This is a genomic window from Salinimicrobium sp. WS361 (assembly GCF_050750585.1).
GTDB lineage: Bacteria > Bacteroidota > Bacteroidia > Flavobacteriales > Flavobacteriaceae > Salinimicrobium.
The window spans coordinates 125848-147062 of sequence record NZ_JBOJLM010000009.1; the positions used below are offsets into that span (position 1 = coordinate 125848).

At 42.1% G+C, this 21215-nt stretch carries 19 protein-coding genes; 8 read left to right on the forward strand and 11 right to left on the reverse strand.

The features are described 5' to 3' along the window. Positions 1–99 precede the first annotated feature (99 nt). Positions 100–1533: an L-serine ammonia-lyase gene (locus ACQ93I_RS11015; RefSeq protein WP_423819165.1), complete on the forward strand. Its 1434-nt coding sequence runs from the start codon at positions 100–102 to the stop codon at positions 1531–1533. A gap of 339 nt (positions 1534–1872) precedes the next feature. On the opposite strand, the gene ACQ93I_RS11020 is transcribed toward ACQ93I_RS11015, so the two are convergent. Continuing rightward, positions 1873–2331 carry a DinB family protein gene (locus ACQ93I_RS11020; protein WP_431698577.1) on the reverse strand — a complete coding sequence of 153 codons (459 nt, stop codon included), beginning with the start codon at positions 2329–2331 and terminating at the stop codon, positions 1873–1875. A gap of 1 nt (position 2332) precedes the next feature. Next, the gene (locus tag ACQ93I_RS11025; RefSeq protein ID WP_431698578.1) at positions 2333–2809 is read right to left on the reverse strand and encodes a nuclear transport factor 2 family protein; all 477 of its coding nucleotides are present in this window, start codon (positions 2807–2809) and stop codon (positions 2333–2335) included. A 55-nt stretch (positions 2810–2864) separates the two neighbouring features. On the opposite strand from ACQ93I_RS11025, the gene panB reads away from it, so the two are divergent. From panB to ACQ93I_RS11040, 3 genes are all read left to right on the forward strand, one after another. Continuing rightward, the gene (gene panB, locus ACQ93I_RS11030; protein ID WP_431698579.1) at positions 2865–3683 is read left to right on the forward strand and encodes a 3-methyl-2-oxobutanoate hydroxymethyltransferase; all 819 of its coding nucleotides are present in this window, start codon (positions 2865–2867) and stop codon (positions 3681–3683) included. Between the two features lie 87 nt (positions 3684–3770). Further along, positions 3771–4187, forward strand: coding sequence for a hypothetical protein (locus ACQ93I_RS11035; protein WP_431698580.1), 417 nt, complete (start codon positions 3771–3773; stop codon positions 4185–4187). Positions 4188–4199: 12 nt separating this feature from the next. Next, positions 4200–4901, forward strand: a complete 702-nt coding sequence (locus ACQ93I_RS11040; protein ID WP_431698581.1) for an RluA family pseudouridine synthase — start codon at positions 4200–4202, stop codon at positions 4899–4901. Positions 4902–4907: 6 nt separating this feature from the next. Here the strand turns inward: ACQ93I_RS11040 and ACQ93I_RS11045 are convergent, their stop codons facing one another. Then, positions 4908–6452 carry a hypothetical protein gene (locus ACQ93I_RS11045; protein WP_431698582.1) on the reverse strand — a complete coding sequence of 515 codons (1545 nt, stop codon included), beginning with the start codon at positions 6450–6452 and terminating at the stop codon, positions 4908–4910. A 151-nt stretch (positions 6453–6603) separates the two neighbouring features. Here ACQ93I_RS11045 and ACQ93I_RS11050 point away from each other — a divergent pair, with 151 nt between their 5' ends. The 4 genes from ACQ93I_RS11050 to leuB are packed head-to-tail and all read left to right on the forward strand — an operon-like array spanning position 6604 to position 10861. Further along, positions 6604–7773, forward strand: coding sequence for a 2-isopropylmalate synthase (locus ACQ93I_RS11050; protein WP_431698583.1), 1170 nt, complete (start codon positions 6604–6606; stop codon positions 7771–7773). Further along, the gene (gene leuC, locus ACQ93I_RS11055; RefSeq protein ID WP_345598781.1) at positions 7773–9155 is read left to right on the forward strand and encodes a 3-isopropylmalate dehydratase large subunit; all 1383 of its coding nucleotides are present in this window, start codon (positions 7773–7775) and stop codon (positions 9153–9155) included. Before ACQ93I_RS11050 ends, leuC begins: the two co-directional genes overlap by 1 nt. Continuing rightward, on the forward strand, positions 9156–9749 hold the full coding sequence (leuD, locus tag ACQ93I_RS11060; RefSeq protein ID WP_431698584.1) for a 3-isopropylmalate dehydratase small subunit: 594 nt from the start codon (positions 9156–9158) through the stop codon (positions 9747–9749). Then, entirely contained in the window at positions 9746–10861 is a 1116-nt protein-coding gene (leuB, locus tag ACQ93I_RS11065; RefSeq protein ID WP_431698585.1) for a 3-isopropylmalate dehydrogenase, read from the forward strand. Before leuD ends, leuB begins: the two co-directional genes overlap by 4 nt. 160 nt (positions 10862–11021) lie before the next feature. Here leuB and ilvA read toward each other — a convergent pair whose 3' ends face one another. The 8 genes from ilvA to argB all read right to left on the reverse strand — a co-directional run bounded on the left by ilvA (position 11022) and on the right by argB (position 21141). Beyond that, entirely contained in the window at positions 11022–12296 is a 1275-nt protein-coding gene (gene ilvA / locus ACQ93I_RS11070; RefSeq protein WP_431698586.1) for a threonine ammonia-lyase IlvA, read from the reverse strand. Then, positions 12296–13765 (reverse strand): ketol-acid reductoisomerase, encoded by a 1470-nt coding sequence (gene ilvC, locus ACQ93I_RS11075; RefSeq protein ID WP_431698587.1) that lies wholly within the window; start codon positions 13763–13765, stop codon positions 12296–12298. Before ilvC ends, ilvA begins: the two co-directional genes overlap by 1 nt. Continuing rightward, positions 13762–14301 (reverse strand): acetolactate synthase small subunit, encoded by a 540-nt coding sequence (gene ilvN / locus ACQ93I_RS11080; protein ID WP_431698588.1) that lies wholly within the window; start codon positions 14299–14301, stop codon positions 13762–13764. The genes ilvC and ilvN overlap by 4 nt, the downstream gene beginning before the upstream one ends. After that, positions 14301–16034, reverse strand: a complete 1734-nt coding sequence (gene ilvB / locus ACQ93I_RS11085) for a biosynthetic-type acetolactate synthase large subunit (protein WP_431698589.1) — start codon at positions 16032–16034, stop codon at positions 14301–14303. Before ilvB ends, ilvN begins: the two co-directional genes overlap by 1 nt. 11 nt (positions 16035–16045) lie before the next feature. Then, the gene (gene ilvD / locus ACQ93I_RS11090) at positions 16046–17719 is read right to left on the reverse strand and encodes a dihydroxy-acid dehydratase (RefSeq protein WP_431698590.1); all 1674 of its coding nucleotides are present in this window, start codon (positions 17717–17719) and stop codon (positions 16046–16048) included. A gap of 236 nt (positions 17720–17955) precedes the next feature. Continuing rightward, the gene (argH, locus tag ACQ93I_RS11095) at positions 17956–19236 is read right to left on the reverse strand and encodes an argininosuccinate lyase (RefSeq protein ID WP_431698591.1); all 1281 of its coding nucleotides are present in this window, start codon (positions 19234–19236) and stop codon (positions 17956–17958) included. Positions 19237–19294: 58 nt separating this feature from the next. Further along, positions 19295–20365: a M20 family metallo-hydrolase gene (locus ACQ93I_RS11100; RefSeq protein ID WP_431698592.1), complete on the reverse strand. Its 1071-nt coding sequence runs from the start codon at positions 20363–20365 to the stop codon at positions 19295–19297. Beyond that, entirely contained in the window at positions 20362–21141 is a 780-nt protein-coding gene (gene argB / locus ACQ93I_RS11105; RefSeq protein ID WP_431698593.1) for an acetylglutamate kinase, read from the reverse strand. The genes ACQ93I_RS11100 and argB overlap by 4 nt, the downstream gene beginning before the upstream one ends. Positions 21142–21215 lie beyond the last annotated feature (74 nt).

The following is a 21215-nucleotide window of genomic DNA, read 5'->3' on the forward strand; positions in this document are numbered from 1 at the left end:
AATTAGGAAATATTCCATAATAACATGGATTATTTCCTAATTATTTTATACGGTCATTCAAAAAGAAAGATTTAATTTTACCCAAATTTTTATTCCTGAATGCAAAAAATCGAAAGTATCAGCGTTTTTGACATGCTAAAAATAGGAGTTGGTCCTTCCAGCTCCCACACCCTTGGCCCATGGCGGGCAGCCGAAAGGTGGATCGGGGAATTAAAGCAAGCCGGAAAATTTGATGAAGTAGAAAAGGTGACCATCAACCTGTACGGATCTCTTTCCCTTACCGGAAAAGGCCACGCTACAGATCTTGCCTCTGTCCTCGGACTTTTAGGCTATGATCCTGTCACTGTTCCCGTAGAGAATATTGATCCCGAGATTAATAACATCCGCACTTTTAACCGGCTTAATCTGAACGGCGAGCGCAGCATTGACTTTAGCCTCGAAAACGATATCGTTTTTAACAAGAAGTTCCTGCCATTTCATCCTAACGGAATGAAATTCACAGCCCGACTTTCCTCCGGAAAAACAACCTCTTCCACGTTCTACTCTATTGGCGGCGGATTTGTAGTAAAGGAAGAACGAAAGAATGCCAAGAAGCAGCTGAAGAAATTCAAGGAATTCCCTTTTCCAATTGTAAAAGGAACCGATCTTGCGGCATTTTGCAAACAGGAGAATAAGAAGATCTCCGAAATAGTTTATGAGAACGAAAAATCCCTCCGGACTGAAGAAGAAATTGACAGCGGACTCAAAGCTGTATGGGATGTAATGCTGGAATCTATGTACCTGGGCTGCCACACCGAAGGCACCCTCCCCGGCGGACTTAATGTTCGACGCCGTGCTCCCGATTCTCACAAGAAGCTCATTGGAGATTCAAAGTATGACACCAAGGAAGAATGGATCGAGGCCATTCGAAATACCGAAGTAAAATTCCGGTCCATTCTCAAGTGGGTTAGCTGTTTCGCTTTGGGAGTAAATGAAGTAAACGCATCTCTTGGTAGAGTTGTCACCGCACCAACCAATGGTAGTGCCGGAGTGATTCCTGCTGTGCTCATGTATTATCTCACAATCGAAAACCACGACGCCGGATTTGAAAAGATCAAGCAGTTCCTACTCGTTGCCGGTGAAATTGGAAGTTTATTTAAAAAAGGGGCTACCATATCGGCAGCTATGGGCGGTTGCCAGGCAGAAATCGGGGTTTCCTCCTCCATGGCCGCCGGGGCTTTAGCCGAAGTCATGGGCGGTACTCCCGAGCAGGTGATGATGGCTTCTGAAATTGCCATGGAACACCACCTCGGCCTCACCTGTGACCCTATCGCCGGATTAGTGCAAATCCCGTGCATTGAAAGAAATTCCATGGGTGCCATAAAAGCCATCAATGCCGCCGAAATGGCTATGGACGCAGATTCTATCCATGCCAAAGTTCCACTGGACAAAGTGATCGAAACCATGTGGGAAACTGCAAAAGACATGAACTCGAAGTACAAGGAAACCTCAGAAGGTGGACTGGCGGTAAGGGTGAGTTTGAGTGACTGCTAATATAGATTTGAGATATTAGATTTGAGATGTGAGATTTTTACCACCCCACCCTCCGGGCACCCCTCCTTAAAATAAGGAGGGGAACACTATGAAGTCGTAAGCGACTTCCCTGCCTGAAGGCAGGTGTTGAGGTTTTAAAAAAAATATCATTTCCTGCCGCAGGCAGTGGAACGCGAAGCGAACAACCTCAAAACAACTCCTCCACTTGGGGAGGGTTTCCGCGGAGCGGAAATGTCTCCAACAGCTCCCCTCCTTTTTTCAAGGAGGGGTGGCAGGCGATAGCCTGACGGGGGTGGTCAGGTGCTACACCCGCGCAGCGGGACGAAGTTGTTTCAAACCCTAATACTTCAACTTCGACAGCAACACAATCTGCCCCAAATGATAAGCATCGTGCTGAATAATCCCCTGGATCAAATAATAAAACCGCTGCCCGTTCCCGGGATAAGTTTTTTCCAGATCTTCATCTTTTAAGCTATCAAAAAATAACAGCCATTCTTGTTGGGTCTCTTCCAGATCCTGCAAAGTCCGTTGCCAAGCCTCTTCAGAAGGATCTTCAATTTTTCTTATAAAATTATCTTCGGGAACCGATATCATGTTTCCCAACATGCGCTTCAGAAGCATTCGCCTCCACTCAGTTACGTGATTCACAATCTCCCAAATAGAATTACGCCCTTCAGCAATTTCTTTAAAAGCTTTTTCCGCAGAAATTTCATGAAGTGTCTGCTTCAGAGTGACATCAATCCAGGGGTCACCATCATATAGTTGTGAAAATTCCTGTTTTAATCTTTGTGTTTCCATGCTATTTGAGTTTCTTATATTCACAATCTTCCCTCCTTCTTGTATCAATAAGATAGATGATCTTCCATTCGCCCTTCTGCTTCAAGAGTTGAAAATTATTCACGCCGCAGTGGCTAAAAGTATCATTGAGATAAAAAGAATATGGGATCCAGGCATTTGCCATATCGCCGTCTATTTTGATCACGTTATCGTGAAGAACCTCCTTGAAAGTGGTCTTCAGAGGAATAGATACGATTCCTTTCAGTACTTTTTCAAGCGTTTCATTCCTTAATTCTGTATCTCCGTTTGTACCTTTTCCGGCGGTATGAATAATGGGGTCTTCAAGGAAAACCGATTTCATTATCACAGAATCCCGGGCATGGAAACCTTCAAAAAAAGTATGCACCACTTCTTTTACCTTTTCTTCTTCCGAAGAGGTCTGCGCGAAAGCAAGGGTGCCAAAAATGACAAAAACAGCAGTGGTTACAAGTCTTTTCATATGTTCAGTTTTGAATGTAATTTAGTACTTTTACCTGAATTTTAATTTTACAACTATGTCAGTCGCCAAGAAGCAATATAAAAGAATCACTACCAAATCGTTGGTTGAAATGAAAGCCCAGGGAGAGAAAATTTCAATGCTTACCTCCTATGACTTTTCGATGGCAAAGATAGTTGACGGTGCAGGTATTGATGTGATCCTGGTTGGGGATTCGGCCAGTAATGTGATGGCGGGACATGAAACTACACTTCCTATTACGCTTGACCAGATGATCTATCATGCGGTTAGTGTGGTGCGGGCGGTAGAACGGGCCTTAGTGGTTGTTGATCTTCCCTTCGGAAGTTATCAAAGTGACCCCAAAGAAGCCTTGCGTTCAGCGATAAGGATCATGAAAGAAAGCGGCGGACATGCAGTGAAGCTGGAAGGTGGAAAAGAGATCAAAGATTCAGTTAAACGTATTCTTAACGCCGGAATTCCGGTAATGGGCCACCTCGGATTAACTCCGCAGTCCATCTACAAATTCGGAACCTACACGGTACGTGCTAAAGAAGAAGCTGAAGCTGAAAAGCTGAAAACAGATGCCCTTATGCTCGAAAAAGCCGGTTGTTTTGCACTGGTATTAGAAAAAGTACCTGCCAAACTGGCTAGAGAAGTTGCTGAAAGCTTAACCATTCCTGTAATTGGAATTGGCGCCGGAAACGGGGTTGACGGACAGGTACTGGTAGTTCACGACATGATTGGAATGACCCACGAGTTTAACCCCCGATTCTTGAGAAGATATTTAGACCTGTATTCAGAAATGACAAAAGCATTCGAGCAATACCGGGATGATGTAAAGAGCAGGAACTTCCCATCAGATGATGAACAATATTAGAGGAGTTCAGAGTTAGGAGTTCAGAGTTAGGAGTTCAGAGTTAGGAGTTCAGAGTTAGGAGTGGATTCTGAGAAGTAATTGTAAATAATGAAAATAGCGTATTCAAAAAGGCGACTTTATTCCAACCTTGTGTTGGGAGGACTCTTTGCCATTTTGGGCGGTCTCAAAATATATGAAGGAACCGCCAGCTATTTCACTGCTTTTCAGCTTCTCCTCGGAATATTATTGGTTGGCACTTTCTTTTTTCAGAAAAAGCATCAGTATCTGAGTATTCAAAAAGGGTTATTAACAAAGAATTCTCTCCGAAAGAAATCAATTGAGCTTGATAAAATTGAGCAGGTGCAGTCTTTTCCCGGCAGGATAAAACTTTTTACTTCCGAAGAAAAGCTTAGCATCAATACTGAAGTCATAGAAAACGACTCGTTGCACAAACTCTTAAGCACTTTGGGTTCTTTGGAGGTGGAGCAAAATCCGTTTGTTGGCTATGCTACAAAACCCATTTAAAATTTGCCATTTTTGGAAAGTAAGATAATCTCAACACCACAAAACCTACAGGTACTTTACGAAGACAATCACCTAATCATCGTGAATAAACGTCCCGGGGATATTGTCCAGGGAGATAAAACAGGAGATGTGCCGCTGAGTGAGGTAGTGAAGGAATACATCAAGATGAAGTACGATAAACCCGGAAATGTATATCTGGGAGTGGTGCACCGCCTGGACAGGCCTACGAGCGGAATTGTTCTTTTCGCTAAAACTTCAAAAGCGCTACCCCGCCTCAATAAGTTATTTAAAGAAAAGGACGCAAAAAAAACTTATTGGGCTATTGTAAAAAATGCACCGCCAAAACAACAGGATACGCTGGCACATTACATGAAGCGCAATCCAAAACAGAATAAATCTTACGCGCACATTAAGGAAGTGCCAGACTCCAAAAAGGCCATTTTAGAGTACCGATTGGTGAAGAACCTGAATAATTATTTCCTCCTTGAATTAGATCTTCATACTGGCAGGCATCACCAGATCCGCAGCCAGTTATCTTCAATAGGCTGCCCAATAAAAGGTGATCTCAAGTACGGCTTTGACCGCAGCAATAAAGACGGTAGCATTCACTTACATGCCCGAAAGCTGGTTTTTAACCATCCGGTAAAAAAGGAAATACTGGAAGTCATTGCTCCGCCACCAAATGATCCTATATGGGATGCCTCCAGGGCCTGATCTTTCTTACCTGGAGACCAGTTTCACCTTTTCGGCAATAATTTCGGCAACAGGCCTGTCTTCAATCCGGCTTTCTAGCCAGGACAGGATATCCAGATATAGGAATGCCCGGCGCTCATAAGGATGATCTTCGTAAACCTTCAGCGTACTGTGAAGCTTCCTGAATTCATCTTTAATGTACAGAGGAGAAACTTCGGGTAAATTCCGAAGAAACCTTATCATTTCCTTTTGAACTTTATGCATATCGTTCATTTTAATAAGGAACTTGTACGTTGACTTCACCAGGCTTTCAAGATGATAATCCTTTCCTGCCTCATAATGGGCAACAAGGTTTAGAATCCTTGAGAAGCACATAAGGTCTTCCCTTACTTCCAAAGATTTACTGTCAATGATCCTTTTCAGAAAGTCTATACACTTTGTGTAATTTCCATTTCCGAAGTATAAAGAGGCGATTTTATAGTAGAAAATCATGATGTGGTGCCCGTCTATCCTGGAGCCATACTTCTTGATTTTCTTCTCAATTTTCTCTACCAGCATATCACCATTATCAAAGTTTCCTTTCATAAACCTGAGGTTGAGTTTATTTGAATAAACGTAGAGAAAAGACAGGGTAGCTATGTTGTCATCATCAGGAATTTTGGGATCTTTTAGAGTTTCCTCTAGATGTTTGAGCGTCTTTTCAAAAAGTGCAGTATGATTAAGATAAAACAACGATTCCAGCAAATAGTGATTCCCTTTTAAATAAGAAACAGGGTGCACACTAATGAGGTGAGGATATTCCTTAAAAAGATCTATCCATTTGGAAGAATACCGGTAACAGGAAATAAAATTCTGGGAAATAAAGCTATACCACAAATGGGCTTTATATAACCACAGCTTTTCCCGGAAACCGAGTTTTGCTATATCAAATTCGGGCAGATTTTGTTTGAAATAATCCCGAATAGTATCAGATTCTTCCTGAGTACGGGCGTGGCCCATCTTTAAAAAAATATTATAAAGCTGAAGGGAAAGGTTGGAAAGCTTGCCCGAAATGAGATTGAGTTCGGTAAGGTCTTTAGTTTCCTGTACCAGGGTCTCTGCCCTGTTATGCGTACTGCGGGTGATGTATTGAGACTCGATGATCTTTTCCCACTCAAGAATATCATAAGCCAGCACTTTCTCTTCATAATGCAGTGCTGTAGCCTTCACTTTCTCCAGGATCTTAAGGCTTTGTTTATAAAGTCCTTTTCGATATAAGATGTAAGCAAAATCCATCTGCTCCCTAATATTAATAGGTACACTTTGATGTACGGGATTTAATTTTAGACTTATGAGCAACTGCTTATAAAGATGAGCTTTGATGTTGGAGAGTTGCTGTTTGCTTATCGCTGTATTCTTTAGAATATATTCTTCATCATATTTCTTTTGCCTGGACATTACTTTGAACAGGTTGAGGAATTTACTGTCACTATTAACCCCAATTCGGCCAACGTACAGGGTAAACTGTCGTTTTTCGGAAGGTGAAAGTGACTTAATAAGAGAAAACAGGTTATCGGTTAATTCATTGGTCATTGTAACAAGATCAGGTGCAACTTATTGAAAATCAAATACTTTAAACTCTAATTTTATATTTAATTGTCGTAATAACAGGTATTTATTTCCTATGAAGGGAAATGAGCTGGTTAAATTAGTCAAAGTTATTGTAAAGTAAATTTTATTTGATATGAGTAAAGAAAGGGTACAAATTTTTGACACCACCCTGAGAGATGGGGAGCAAGTACCGGGTTGTAAACTTGAAACCAGGCAAAAACTGAAGATTGCTGAAAAGCTGGAAGCGCTGGGAGTAGATGTTATAGAGGCAGGATTTCCTGTTTCAAGCCCCGGCGATTTTAAATCGGTATCTGAAATCTCCAAACTCGTTAAAAACACTAGCGTTTGCGGACTCACCCGCGCCGTAAAGAAAGATATAGAAGTTGCTGCCGAAGCGTTAAAACCTGCTAAAAGGCCAAGGATTCACACCGGGATTGGAACTTCAGATTCTCACATTAAGTATAAATTTAATTCTACCCGCGAAGAGATTATCGTGAGGGCGAGGGAAGCAGTTACCTATGCCAAAAATTTTGTAGATGACGTGGAATTTTATGCTGAGGACGCCGGACGAACCGAAAATGAGTTCCTGGCCCGTGTATGTACAGCCGCAGTAGAAGCAGGTGCCACCGTATTAAATATACCCGATACTACGGGATATTGTCTTCCTGAAGAATACGGACAAAAGATAAAATACCTGAAAGAGAATGTAAAAAACATCGAGAATGTAATAATTTCCTGCCATTGTCACAATGATCTTGGGCTTGCCACCGCAAATGCCATTGCAGCAATTAGAAATGGCGCCCGCCAGGTGGAATGTACCATAAATGGCATTGGTGAACGTGCAGGTAATACAGCTCTTGAAGAAGTAATTATGATTTTGAGGCAGCACCCCGACCTTAACTTTACTACTAACCTGAACCCAAAACTATTATTTGAATTAAGCAACCTCGTTTCGAGGGAAATGGGAATGGTAGTACAACCAAATAAAGCTATTGTTGGGGCTAATGCCTTCGCGCATAGCTCGGGTATTCATCAGGATGGGGTCATTAAAAACCGGGAAACTTACGAAATCATAGATCCTGCAGATGTTGGAGTCACAGAATCGGCTATTATTCTCACTGCAAGAAGTGGCAGGGCTGCACTTGCCTATAAAGCGAAAATTATGGGATATGAACTAACCAAATTGCAGTTAGATATTGTCTATGCCACCTTCCTTAGTTATGCCGATGTTAAAAAAGAAGTAGCAGATACAGACTTACATGAAATTATGGACTTAAGTTTTAAAAACCGAGCCTCTGCCTAATGAAGAAGACGTTATTTGATAAGATTTGGGACTCGCATGTTGTGGAATCAATCCCTAACGGGCCAGATGTGTTGTATATTGATAAACACCTCATCCATGAAGTTACCAGCCCCCAGGCCTTTAATGAATTAAAGGAGCGGGGCATTTCGGTTTACAGGCCCGACAAGATTGTCGCCACTGCCGATCATAATACGCCTACATTAAATCAACATTTACCTATAAAGGATCTCCTGTCAAGAAAACAACTGTCGGAGCTAACGCAAAACTGCGAAGAGAATAATATCCAGCTTTACGGGTTGGGACACCCTTACAATGGAATTGTGCATGTTATGGCCCCCGAATTAGGTATTACCCAACCGGGAATGACCATAGTATGTGGAGATAGCCATACCTCAACGCACGGTGCCTTTGGAACCATTGCCTTTGGTATTGGAACCAGCCAGGTGGCCCAGGTTTTTGCCAGCCAGTGTCTTTTGGTAGAGAAACCGAAAAAGATGAGGGTGAATGTCAATGGAAAGTTGAGAAAAGGAGTGCTCCCAAAAGATGTTATTCTATACATCATCAGCAAGCTGGGAACAAATTCGGGTACAGGGTACTTCTGTGAATATGCAGGAGATGTATTCGAAAATATGTCTATGGAAGGGCGTATGACGGTTTGTAATATGAGCATTGAAATGGGAGCCCGTGGCGGCCTTATTGCTCCAGATGATACTACTTTCAATTATGTTGAAGGAAAAGAATTTGCTCCTAAAGGAGATGAATTTGAGAAACAAAAAACGTTCTGGAAAACACTTAAAACTGACGAAAATGCTTTTTTTGACAAGGAAGTAAGTTTTGAGGCTGAAGATATTGAACCTATGGTTACCTATGGCACCAATCCCGGCATGGGTATAAAACTTACAGGCTCTATCCCTACGGGCGCAGGTAAAAGCGCAGATAAAGCTTTGGAATATATGGGATTTGTGCAGGGGGAATCTCTTTTGGACAAACCGGTGAACTGGATCTTTATTGGAAGCTGCACCAATTCGCGAATAGAAGATTTTAGAGTAGCAGCGTCTTACATTAAAGGGAAGCAAAAAGCTGCTAACGTTAACGCTTTAATTGTTCCCGGCTCCCGGCAGGTGGCCGACCAAATTAAAGCCGAAGGACTTCAGGAGATTTTTGAAAATGCCGGTTTTACTTTGCGCCAGCCCGGTTGTTCGGCCTGTCTTGCTATGAATGATGATAAGATTCCCGCAGGAGAATATTGTGTTTCTACCAGTAACAGAAACTTTGAAGGTAGACAGGGCCAGGGAGCAAGAACTATTCTTGCCAGCCCGTTAACAGCAGCAGCCACAGCTGTAGCAGGAAAATTAGTTGACTTTACCAAAAGCCTGAATTAAATGGAAAAATTTATAAAACTTACTGCCACTGCTGTACCTCTCGAAACTGAAAACATAGACACAGACCAGATCATTCCTGCCCGATTCTTAAAGGCGACAGACAAGGCCGGTTTTGGTGAAAATCTTTTCCGGGACTGGAGATATACAAAAGATGAAAATCTTAACCCGGATTTCAGCCTTAACAACCCATCCTACTCAGGTCCTATTCTTGTAGCCGGAGACAACTTTGGGTGTGGCTCAAGCAGGGAACATGCCGCGTGGGCTCTTAAAGCCTATGGATTTAAGGTTGTAGTTTCAAGCTACTTTGCAGACATTTTTAAAGGAAATGCCCTGAATAACGGACTCCTTCCGGTACAGGTGTCTCCCGAATTCCTGGAAAAGCTATTTGATTATCTCAATTCACAACCTTCAGGAGAGATTATTGTCGATCTGGAAAATCAACAAATCAGCATAAAAGATTCGGGAGAATCCGAAAATTTTGAAATAGATCCTTACAAAAAGACCTGCATGTTAAATGGCTATGATGATATAGATTTTCTATTAAGCAGGCGCGACGCAATTAAGAAATACGAAGACAAACAATTACAGATATGAAGTTGAAAATAGCAGTGTTACCGGGAGATGGAATTGGGCCAGAGGTAACAAAACAATCAGTAAAAATTTTAAAGGCAATAGCTGAACGTTTTGACCACGATTTTGAATTTGAAGAAGCAATAGTTGGCGCCATTGCCATAGACCGCACCGGAGATCCACTCCCCCATACTACTTTAGAGTTATGCAAAGAGTCTGATGCAGTTTTGTTTGGTGCGATTGGCCATCCAAAATATGACAATGATCCTGCCGCTAAAGTAAGGCCGGAACAGGGGCTACTAAAATTGAGAAAAGAACTTGGGCTATATACCAATATTAGACCGGTAAGAGCTTACGAAAATCTGCTGGAGCATTCCCCTTTGCGCCCCGAACGTATCGCAGGAGCCGATATGGTGATCTATAGAGAACTCACCGGCGGAATCTATTTTGGAGAAAAAAGCACCAGCGAAGATGGTCAAACTGCAAACGATCTTTGCACCTACAGCACATACGAAATTGAAAGACTGGCCCACCTGGCTTTTAAGGCAGCGCAAAAGAGGAGAAAGAAACTTACTCTTATAGATAAAGCAAACGTGCTGGAAACTTCGCGCTTATGGAGAAAAACAGTAACAAATATGGCCAAGGAATATCCAGATGTAAGCCTTGACTTCCTCTTTATAGACAATGCGGCCATGCAAATGGTGCTTAATCCAAAACAATTTGATGTGATAGTTACAGATAATATGTTTGGAGATATTATATCTGACGAGGCCAGTGTTATTGGTGGTAGTATAGGCTTGCTGGCTTCAGCTTCAGTGGGTCTTGAAAATGCCCTTTTTGAGCCTATTCATGGATCATTCCCGCAGGCCACCGGGAAAGGAATTGCCAACCCTGTAGCTTCAATTTTATCTGCAGCACTTCTACTCGATCATTTCAATCTAAACCGGGAAGCCGATGTGATTAGAAAAGCTGTTGAAGAAAGCATCAAACTGAATGTTTGTACGCAAGATTTAAACAAAAACAATCATTACTCCACAGAAAAAGTGGGTGATTTCCTTGAAGGAAGAATAAGTGAGTCTGAACATCATCACATCAATGATAATAACCTCACTATTGGCCAAATGACAATAATTTAGAATGGTTGTCTATTGCCTGAAGAGGCTGTCTTAAATTTATTGAAAGTGTACTTCTGAATTTATTTCAGAAACAGATTGATCAGGCTATCGGTGTTTGCACAACCCGATAACCTGATCAATTAATTCTACCACTATCAATATTTCTAGACAGCTTCTTTTTTTATACCAGGAACTGAAATAGATCGGGGCTGTCATTAAGATACTGCCCGTAGAAATTGTAATCCTTCATTCGTTGCACTAAAGGCGCAAAATCTTCAGCATCCTTTAACTCAATTCCTACCACAGCCGGACCATTCTCCCTATGGTGCTTTTTAGAGTATTCAAAATGGGTAATATCGTCATTTGGACCTAACACAGTTTCAACAAACTCTTTTAAAGCCCCGGCCCGCTGTGGAAAGCGCACAATGAAATAATGTTTAAGGCCTGAATACAGCAACGCCCTTTCTTTAATTTCGGCGGTTCTGGTGATGTCATTATTGCCACCACTTAAAATGCAAACCACATTCTTGCCTTTAATTTCTTCCGAAAAGAAATCAAGCGCCGCAAGCGCCATGGCACCTGCAGGTTCAGCAACTATAGCATCCTGATTGTAAAGATCCAGAATTGTTTGACAAATTTTTCCTTCGGGAATGCTAAGCATCTGGTGTAGGTTGTCCCGGCAGAGATCAAAATTGATTGCTCCCACCTTCTGTACCGCTGCACCGTCAACAAATCGTTCAATAGATCGCAGCTCCACTACTTTCCCTTCCTGCAGGGAAGCGGTCATAGAAGCAGCGCCTTCCGGCTCTACCCCAATGACTTTAGTTTGCGGTGAAAGTTGTTTAAATATCGATGACAATCCTGCTAAGAGTCCGCCGCCACCCAATGGTGCAAAAACGTAATCTATAGGAGCCCCGGCCTGTTCCAGGATTTCGAGAGCAATAGTAGCCTGTCCTTCAATTACCTTGGGGTCATCAAAAGGGTGAATAAAGACCAACGATTTCTCCAGGCCGTGAACTACAGCCTGTTTGTAAGAATCGTCAAAAGTGTCACCTTTCAGGACAACTTCTACCCATTCCCCGCCAAACATCTGGGTTTGTTCCACTTTTTGGCGCGGGGTAGTTACCGGCATATAAATAACCCCTTTGGTTTGTAATTTATTACATGCAAAGGCTACTCCCTGGGCATGATTGCCGGCACTGGCACAAATAACGCCCTTGTTCAACTGGTCTTTAGTTAAACTTGAGATCTTATTATAGGCACCGCGAATTTTGTAAGACCTCACCTGTTGAAGATCTTCCCTTTTCAGAAAAATATTGGCATTAAACTTCCTGCTATATGTAAATGAGGAAGCCAGAGGTGTCAAAAGTGTCACTTTTGAGATCCTTTCTTTAGCCTCTCTTACAGCCTCAAGTTGCGGGCGGTATTGTTGTGTAGCAGTAGTTAGCTCATCCATTATACTTCGAGTTTTTTCATTGCGGTCATCGCCTTTCTAAGTTTTGCACCAACCTTTTCAACAGAATGCTGTCTTACAGATTCATTTATTTGTGCTATTTTATTTTCATCCTGAGCACTACCAGTGTACTCCCTTCCAATCACATCTGGCTCCAGGTTATTGATATAATCTTTTATCAAAGGTTTGCAGGAGTGGTCAAAAAGATAACAACCATATTCAGCTGTATCCGAGATAATCCTGTTCATTTCATATAATTTCTTTCTTGCAATGGTATTGGCAATAAGTGGCGCTTCATGAAGGGATTCATAATAAGCCGATTCTTCTATAATTCCGGCTTCTACCATGGTTTCGAAAGCCAGCTCTACGCCAGATTTTACAAAGGCCACCAAGAGCACTCCTTTGTCAAAGTATTCCTGTTCACTTATCTTTTCTGAAGTGGCATCAGTTTGTTCAAAAGCAGTATTCTCTGTAGCTGCTCTCCACTCCAACAGTTCTTTATCATCATTCTCCCAATCCTTCATCATTCTTGTACTAAAGGCACCGGTAATAATATCATCCATATGTTTTCTGAACAAGGGTCTCAACGTTTCCTTCAATTCTTCGGAAATATCATACGCCCTCACCTTTGCAGGATCTGAAAGCCTGTCCATCATTTGAGTAATTCCTCCATGTTTTAGAGCTTCAGTAATGGTTTCCCAGCCATACTGAATGAGTTTTGCAGCATATCCCGGCTCTACTCCTTCAGCAACCATTTTATTGAAACTTAAAATAGATCCGGTTTGCAGTACGCCGCACAGGATGGTCTGTTCGCCCATAAGATCAGATTTTACTTCGGCCACAAAAGACGATTCCAAAACTCCTGCCCGGTGGCCACCTGTAGCATAAGCATAAGCCTTTGCCCACTCTAAACCTATTCCATGCGGATCGTTCTCGTGATGTACAGCAATTAACGTAGGCACGCCAAAACCGCGTTTGTACTCTTCACGCACCTCGCTCCCCGGACATTTAGGTGCAACCATAATTACAGTAATATCTACTCTTATCTTCATTCCTTCCTCCACAATATTGAAACCGTGAGAATAGGAAAGAACTGCATCTTTTTTGATCAAAGGCTGAATAGCTTCTATCACAGAAGAATGCTGCTTATCTGGGGTAAGGTTTATAACCAAATCGGCCTGTGGGATCAATTCCTGAAAACTCCCTACTTCAAATCCATTTTCTGTAGCATTGAGGTAAGATTGTCTCTTGTTTTTAATTGCCCCTTCTCTTAAAGCATAAGAAATATCAAGACCACTGTCTCTCATGTTGAGCCCCTGGTTCAATCCCTGCGCCCCACAGCCCACGATTACTATTTTTTTACCGATTAAAGCTGAGGTGCCGTCATTAAACTCTTCGTTAGACATGAACCTGCAGGTTTGTAATTGAGCTAATTGTTCGCCTCTTGAAAGACTGTTAAAATAGTTACTCATTGTATTGTATTTGAAGTATTGAATTTTTCTAATAGTTCTGATATTGGCATTTCATTTTTGGAAACTGCAATGGTTCCCGATCTTACGAACTGCATAAGCCCGTAAGGTTTCAATTTTTCATAGAGGCTTTCAGTCTCGTGCCGCTCCCCTGTTTTTTCAATAACAAAGAATTTGGGAGAAACAGTGACAATGCGGGCATTGGTCTTTTTAATAAAACTCTGGATGTCAAAGTCTTCTACAAAATCTGAAGATCGCACCTTATATAAGGCAGTCTCCTGGTAAATAAGCTCCTCATCTTTGTGATAAAAAGCTTTAATTACTTCTATTTGTTTCTCAATTTGTCCCACGATCTTTTTGACCTGCTCTTCAGTCACTTCTACGATAATGATAAATCGCATCACCTCATGCACCTCACTTTGAGAAACCGTAATACTTTCAATATTTATGTGTCTCTTCAGAAAAATGGCAGCTATTCTACTGAGCAACCCCAGGTTATTTTCTGTGTAAACCGATACTGTATAATTTTTCTTTTCCATTACTCTAAACGTATATCTGAAACTGATGCTCCTGTTGTGATCATTGGGAAAACGCACTCTTCCTTTTCTACTTCTACTTCAAGAAAGAAAGGTTTTTCTGAGGCCAGCATTTCCTGTACTGCCTCCTGAAGGTTAGATCTTTCTGAAATTTTCCTGGTTGCTAAATGATAGGCTTTGGCGATACCAGTAAAATCGGGGTTCACCATTTCTGTAGAAGCGTAGCGTTTTTCAAAGAACATTTGTTGCCACTGCCTTACCATTCCCAGGAAATTGTTATTTAAAACAACAATTTTCACAGGAACGTTCATTTGATAAATGGTGGCCAGTTCCTGCAGCGTCATCTGGAAACCTCCGTCCCCAATAATTGCCACAACTTCGCGGTTAGGGCTTCCCATTTTTGCACCAATGGCTGCAGGCAAAGCAAAGCCCATGGTACCCAATCCACCCGATGTTACATTACTGCGAGAGGAATTGAATTTCGCATATCTACAGGCCACCATTTGATGCTGGCCCACATCTGAAACTATGATAGCATCTCCTTTTGAAACTGTGTTTATTTCATCGAGAACTTCGGCCATCTTTATTTTTCCTTCGCTTGCTGAAAGATCATTTTTGATGATCTTTTCGTATTCAGTGCTATAAAGCTCCCGAAACTTATTATGCCACTGATCATGATTCTTTGGTTGAAGAAACTCGAGAAGCAGCTTTAAAGTCTGTTTCACATCTCCCAATACCGGGATATGAGCATGTACATTCTTGTTTACCTCAGCAGGATCAATTTCAAAATGAATAATTGTAGCTTGTTTTGCATAAGTGTTGAGGTCGCCGGTTACCCGGTCGTCAAAACGCATTCCTATGGCAATAAGCACATCACACTCGTTGGTCAAAATATTGGGGGCATAATTGCCGTGCATCCCTACCATCCCCACATTTAACGGATGATCTGTCTCCAGGGCCGAAAGCCCAAGAATTGTCCATGCTGCAGGTATTCCGGTCTTTTCAACCACCTCTTTTAAAAGTTTCTCTGCACTACCCAAAATAACTCCCTGCCCAAAAACGATCATAGGTTTTTTGGCATTGTTAATGGCCTGGGCAGCTCTTTCCACTTGAAGTAGGTTCACTTCGGGAAAAGGCGTATAGCTTCTTATTCCAGAACATTTTTTGTAACTGAAGTCCAGGCTTTCAAACTGGGCATCTTTGGTGATGTCAATAAGAACGGGGCCTGGTCTTCCACTTCGGGCAATGTAAAATGCCCTGGCAAGAACTTCAGGAATTTCGGAAGCTTTGGTCACCTGGTAATTCCATTTTGTAATGGGAGTTGAAAGCCCCACAATATCTATTTCCTGAAAAGCATCACTGCCCAGAAGATGCGACCCCACCTGCCCGGTAATGCATACCATTGGGGTAGAATCTATGTGAGCATCGGCAATTCCCGTTATGAGGTTGGTAGCTCCAGGACCCGAAGTTGCAATAGCCACTCCCACTTTCCCGGTTACACGGGCGTATCCCTGCGCTGCATGTGCTGCCCCCTGTTCATGTCGGGTGAGCACATGTTCAATTAGATCCCTGTATTTATATATTTCATCGTAAACGGGCATAATAGCGCCTCCGGGATATCCATACATTACCTCCACTCCTTCGGCCAATAGGCTCTTTATCACGGCCTCTGCTCCCGAAACTTTCAATGTTTCCGTAGTGGAAACTTCTTTAAAACCAGCTGTTTTAACTTCCATAGTTCTACTTATTAGAATTCATCTGTAACACAGCCTTCTGAGGCTGAAGAAACTGTTCTTGCATATTTATAAAGCACACCTTTGCTGAATTTAAGGTTAGGAGCTTTCCATTTATTTCTTCGCTCCTGAATCTCCACCGGACTCAAATCCACCGAAATTGTATTCCCTTCGGCATCAATGGTGATCTCATCTCCGTCTTCAATGAGGGCAATTAGTCCGCCTTCCTGTGCTTCAGGGGTAATATGGCCTACCACAAAACCGTGGGTCCCTCCCGAAAATCTTCCGTCGGTAATCAGGGCCACATCTTTACCTAGATTAGCTCCCATAATCGCTGCCGTAGGCTTCAGCATTTCCGGCATTCCTGGGCCACCTTTAGGGCCTTCATATCTTATAACTACCACATCGCCTTTCTTCACTTTCCCTTCAGAAATGCCACTATTCGCTTCATATTCACTATTGAACACACGGGCTTTACCTTTAAACAACAAACCTTCTTTCCCGGTGATCTTGGCAACCGATCCACCTTCGGCCAGATTGCCGTACAGGATCCTTAAATGTCCTGATGTCTTAATAGGATTCTCAATTGCTCTTATCACTTGCTGCCCTTCAGTTAAATCGGGCACATCAGCGAGATTTTCAGCTAAAGTTTTACCGGTAACAGTGAGGCAGTCACCATGAAGCATATCATGCTTCAGCATATATTTTAAAACGGCAGGAATGCCTCCTATACTGTGAACATCTTCCATCGCAAATCTTCCGCTGGGCTTAAGATCGGCGAGGAAAGGAGTAGTGTCACTTATCTTTTCAAAATCGGCCAGGGTAAATTCTACTTCGGCAGCTTTTGCTATTGCCAAAAAGTGAAGTACCGCATTAGTAGACCCTCCAAGCACTGTAATCAACCTCACGGCATTTTCGAGAGCTTTGCGCGTAACAATATCTTTGGGTTTTATGTCTTTTTCTACAAGCAACTGAATAGCTTTTCCAGCGGCTTCGCAGTCTGCTCTTTTTTCGGCTCCTGCTGCAGGGTTTGACGAATTGTAAGGCAGTGCCATCCCCAAAGCTTCAATAGCTGAAGCCATGGTGTTTGCAGTATACATTCCGCCACATGCGCCTGCCCCCGGACAGGCTTTTTCGATGACGCTATTGTAATCTTCGTCACTAATATCACCAGACACCTTAGAGCCCCAGGCTTCAAAAACCGAAACCACATCCAGTTTTTTCCCATTGTGGCAGCCCGAAGCTATTGTTCCTCCATACACTAAAATAGACGGCCTGTTGATCCTTAACATCGCCATAAGCGCGCCGGGCATATTCTTATCACACCCCACAACCGTAACAAGTGCATCATACGACATGGCATGGATGACCGTCTCAACAGAATCTGCAATGATGTCCCTGGAAGGAAGGGAATAGCGCATTCCCGGTGTACCCATAGAAATTCCGTCACTTACGCCTATGGTATTAAAAATTAAGCCTACAAGATCATTTTCATTACAACCTTTTTTCACCAGGGTGGCAAGCTCATTAAGATGCATATTACAGGGATTCCCTTCATAGCCTGTACTTGCTATACCCACGAATGGCTTCTTAAAATCTTCTTTTGTAAGACCTATTGCATGTAACATGGCCTGAGAGGCCGGTTGAGATTCGTTTTGTGTTAAAATTTTACTGTACTTATTGTTCATTACGGGCTTTCGTCATTTTTTTCTAAAATTAGGCCCATAAATCTTGCACAAACCTGAAGTTGTTGGCTTCATATTATTTTCAGAAGCAACAAAATAGTTTTAACTGACTGATAAACAAATACTTAAACCTTAATTATTTACGACAGCTAAATTCCAAAAGATATTTTCAGCAGAAAATCGGGAATAAAAAAAGCCGTTAAAAAACGGCTTTTTTGAGAGGTAAGAATAACAGGAAATTAATCTACAGATCTTTGCTTTTTCCTTATTTCGTCAAGAGAAAGATTGTCTTTACTTCCGCTGTGAGAATGATGTTTGTTACCTACAGGTTCATAAGAGCCTTGTTGAACCTGTTCGCCAATGATCTGGTAGGCTTCCCTGAAAGATTTTCCTTCCATCACAAGGTCGTTAATGCTGTCTACAGTAAAAAGGTATTTGTATTTTTCATCCTGTAGGTTTACCTCCTTCACAATAATCTGCGAAATGGAGTGCGTAAAGACATCGAGAATCTCTTTCAAACCTTCTACAGAATATATACTGTTCTCTTTGATCACCTGAAAATCTCTGTGATAACCACTCGGCAAATTGTTGGTCACCAGTACCATTTCACCGGCTATAGATTGGAGTTTGTTGCTTTTACCCCTTACGAGTTCAAAGACGTCGGGGTTCTTTTTATGAGGCATAATACTGGAACCGGTAGTAAGTGCCTCCGGAAAGCTGATAAAAGAGAAATTCTGGCTCATATAAAGACAGATATCCATAGAGAAACGGGAAAGTGTATTGGCCACCGAGGCTATTGCCGAAGTTACTGCCCTTTCACTTTTCCCCCTGCTCATCTGGGCGGCCACCACGTTATATTTTAAGGTTGAAAACCCGAGCTCCTTTGTGGTGAATTCCCGATCTATGGGAAATGAGGAACCGTAGCCTGCGGCAGAACCCAGTGGGTTTTGGTCTACTATTTTTAGTGCTGCCTTAAGTTGGTAAAGGTCGTCAATTAAAATCTCTGCATATGCCGAAAACCACAACCCAAAAGAGGAAGGCATGGCAACCTGTATATGTGTGTAACCCGGCAAGAGGCTGTTTTGATGCTCTTCAGCAAGCTTTAGAAGTACATCTATCAAATCGTTAACCCGACTGATGATCTCCTGAAGGTTTTCCTTGAAATAAAGCTGCAGTGCCACCAAAACCTGATCATTCCGTGAGCGGGCGGTATGGATTTTCTTCCCGGTGTCTCCCAATTTATTGGTTAGCTCAAACTCTATTTTGGAGTGCACATCCTCAAAATCTTCTTCAATCACAAAAGTTCCGTTCTTTACCTGTTGCTGAAGACGCTGAAGTTCCTCTACTAATTGATTTACTTCATCCTCTCCAATTAGGCCAACCTTTCCCAGCATTTTAGCATGTGCCGCCGAAGCCTGCAGATCATGCGCGGCAAGGAACATATCCAGTTCCCTGTCATTGCCCACAGTAAAATTCTCGATCTTTTTGTCTATTGATATTCCTTTATCCCAAAGTTTCATATTTCCGATTTAATCGACCTCACAGGTTTCAAAAACCTGTGAGGTCTTAAATTTATTTTTATACCAATGCCTTTTCCAGCAACTTAATATATTTCTCTATACCTTCTTCTATCTCTTTCACAAAGATAAACTCATCTGCCGAATGTGACCTGGTAGAGTCTCCAGGACCTAATTTTAAAGAAGGGCAGCTAAGCATAGCCTGATCACTAAGGGTAGGCGAACCATAAGTTTTCATTCCTAAAGAAATACCTGCCTCTATTAATGGGTGCTCCAAAGGAATGGATGAAGAATTCAGCCTTAAAGAACGTGGCTTGATCTCATCTACCGGAGCTTGTTCTGCCAAAATAGCTGCAATTTCGGCATTGCTGTACTGGTCGTTAACTCTCACATCTACCACCAGCTCTACCTGTGCCGGCACTACGTTGTGCTGGCTTCCTGCTTTAATTTGGGTAACTGTAAGCTTCACTTCTCCTAAAGCTTCTGAAACTTTTTCAAATTTACAGGCTTCAAACCACTGCAAGACTTTTGCCGATTTATAAATAGCATTATTATCATTGGGATGTGCCGCGTGTGAAGGTGTTCCTTTTACTAAAGCATCAAATACTACCAGGCCTTTTTCGGCTATTGCCATATCCATAAGCGTAGGTTCTCCAACAATGGCAACATCTACTTTAGGCAGCAAAGGCAAAAGGCAGGCAATACCATTCTTCCCATTGATTTCCTCTTCAGCTGTTCCGGCAAAAATCAGGTTATGTGATAAACCTTCAGCATTGTAAAAATAGGTAAAAGTGGCCAGCAGGGATACCAAACATCCGCCTGCATCATTGCTCCCAAGGCCGAACAATTTCCCTTCAGAAATTTCAGCATTAAAAGGATCCTTCGTGTAAGCCGAATTAGGTTTAACAGTATCGTGATGGGAATTAAGCAGCAAAGTGGGTTTTGTATCTTCAAAGTTCTTATTCACTGCCCACACGTTGTTCAGGTGGCGTTGAAAGGGAATCTCATGGTCTTTGAACCACTGCTCAAGCAATGCGGCTGTACCTTCTTCTTCTCCTGAAAAAGACTGTGTGGAAATCAACTTTTTGAGAAGTTCCAGGGCTTCGGTCTGCAATTTAGATAAGTGTGTCATTTTATGATTTTTGTACAGGAATTTCCCATTTTAAGAACATCAGCATTTCCAAGAAAAATTTCGTTCACCCCATGATCTAAAGCTTCAAAACAATTGTGAAGCTTCGGAAGCATTCCTTCACTTATCACTTTTTCTTCAAGAAGCTGCTGATATTTTGTATGATCAATTTCAGAAATAACCGAATTTTCGTCTTGCGGATTGGCCAAAACGCCCTTCTTCTCAAAGCAAAAATACAATTGGGTGTTATAAATACTGCTCATTGCTTTTGCAATTTCAGCAGCAACAGAGTCCCCGTTGGTATTTAAAAGTTGTCCCTCTCGGGTAGCTGAAATAGCCGAAAAAACAGGAACGCAGTCCTGCTCCAGCAAAGAGTTTATAAACCTGGTATTTACAGTTTCTATATCTCCCACAAACCCGTAATCAATTTCTTTAACTGCACGCTTTTTGGAAACAATACTATTGCCATCTGCCCCGCAAAGACCCACGGCGTTGGCCTGGAGTGCCTGTAACTTAGCAACAATGGTTTTATTTAGGAGTCCGCCGTAGGTCATCACGATCACTTTGAGTGAATTGGCATCTGTAATTCGGCGGCCGTCGATCATCTTTGTGGGGAAACCTAATTTTGAGGCAATTTCGGTTGCCATATTTCCACCTCCGTGAATGAGGATCTTTGGACCTTTAAGAGCAGAAAAATCATTGAGGAAAGATGAAAGCCGCTCCTCGTTTTCAATTAGCTTTCCTCCTATTTTTACAATAGTAAGATCTTGTTTTCTCATGTTGACATTTTACAGGCTTTTTTGAACCAAGCCAGATTTATTGAACTATTTCCTTCAGCTGTGCCTTATGGCTG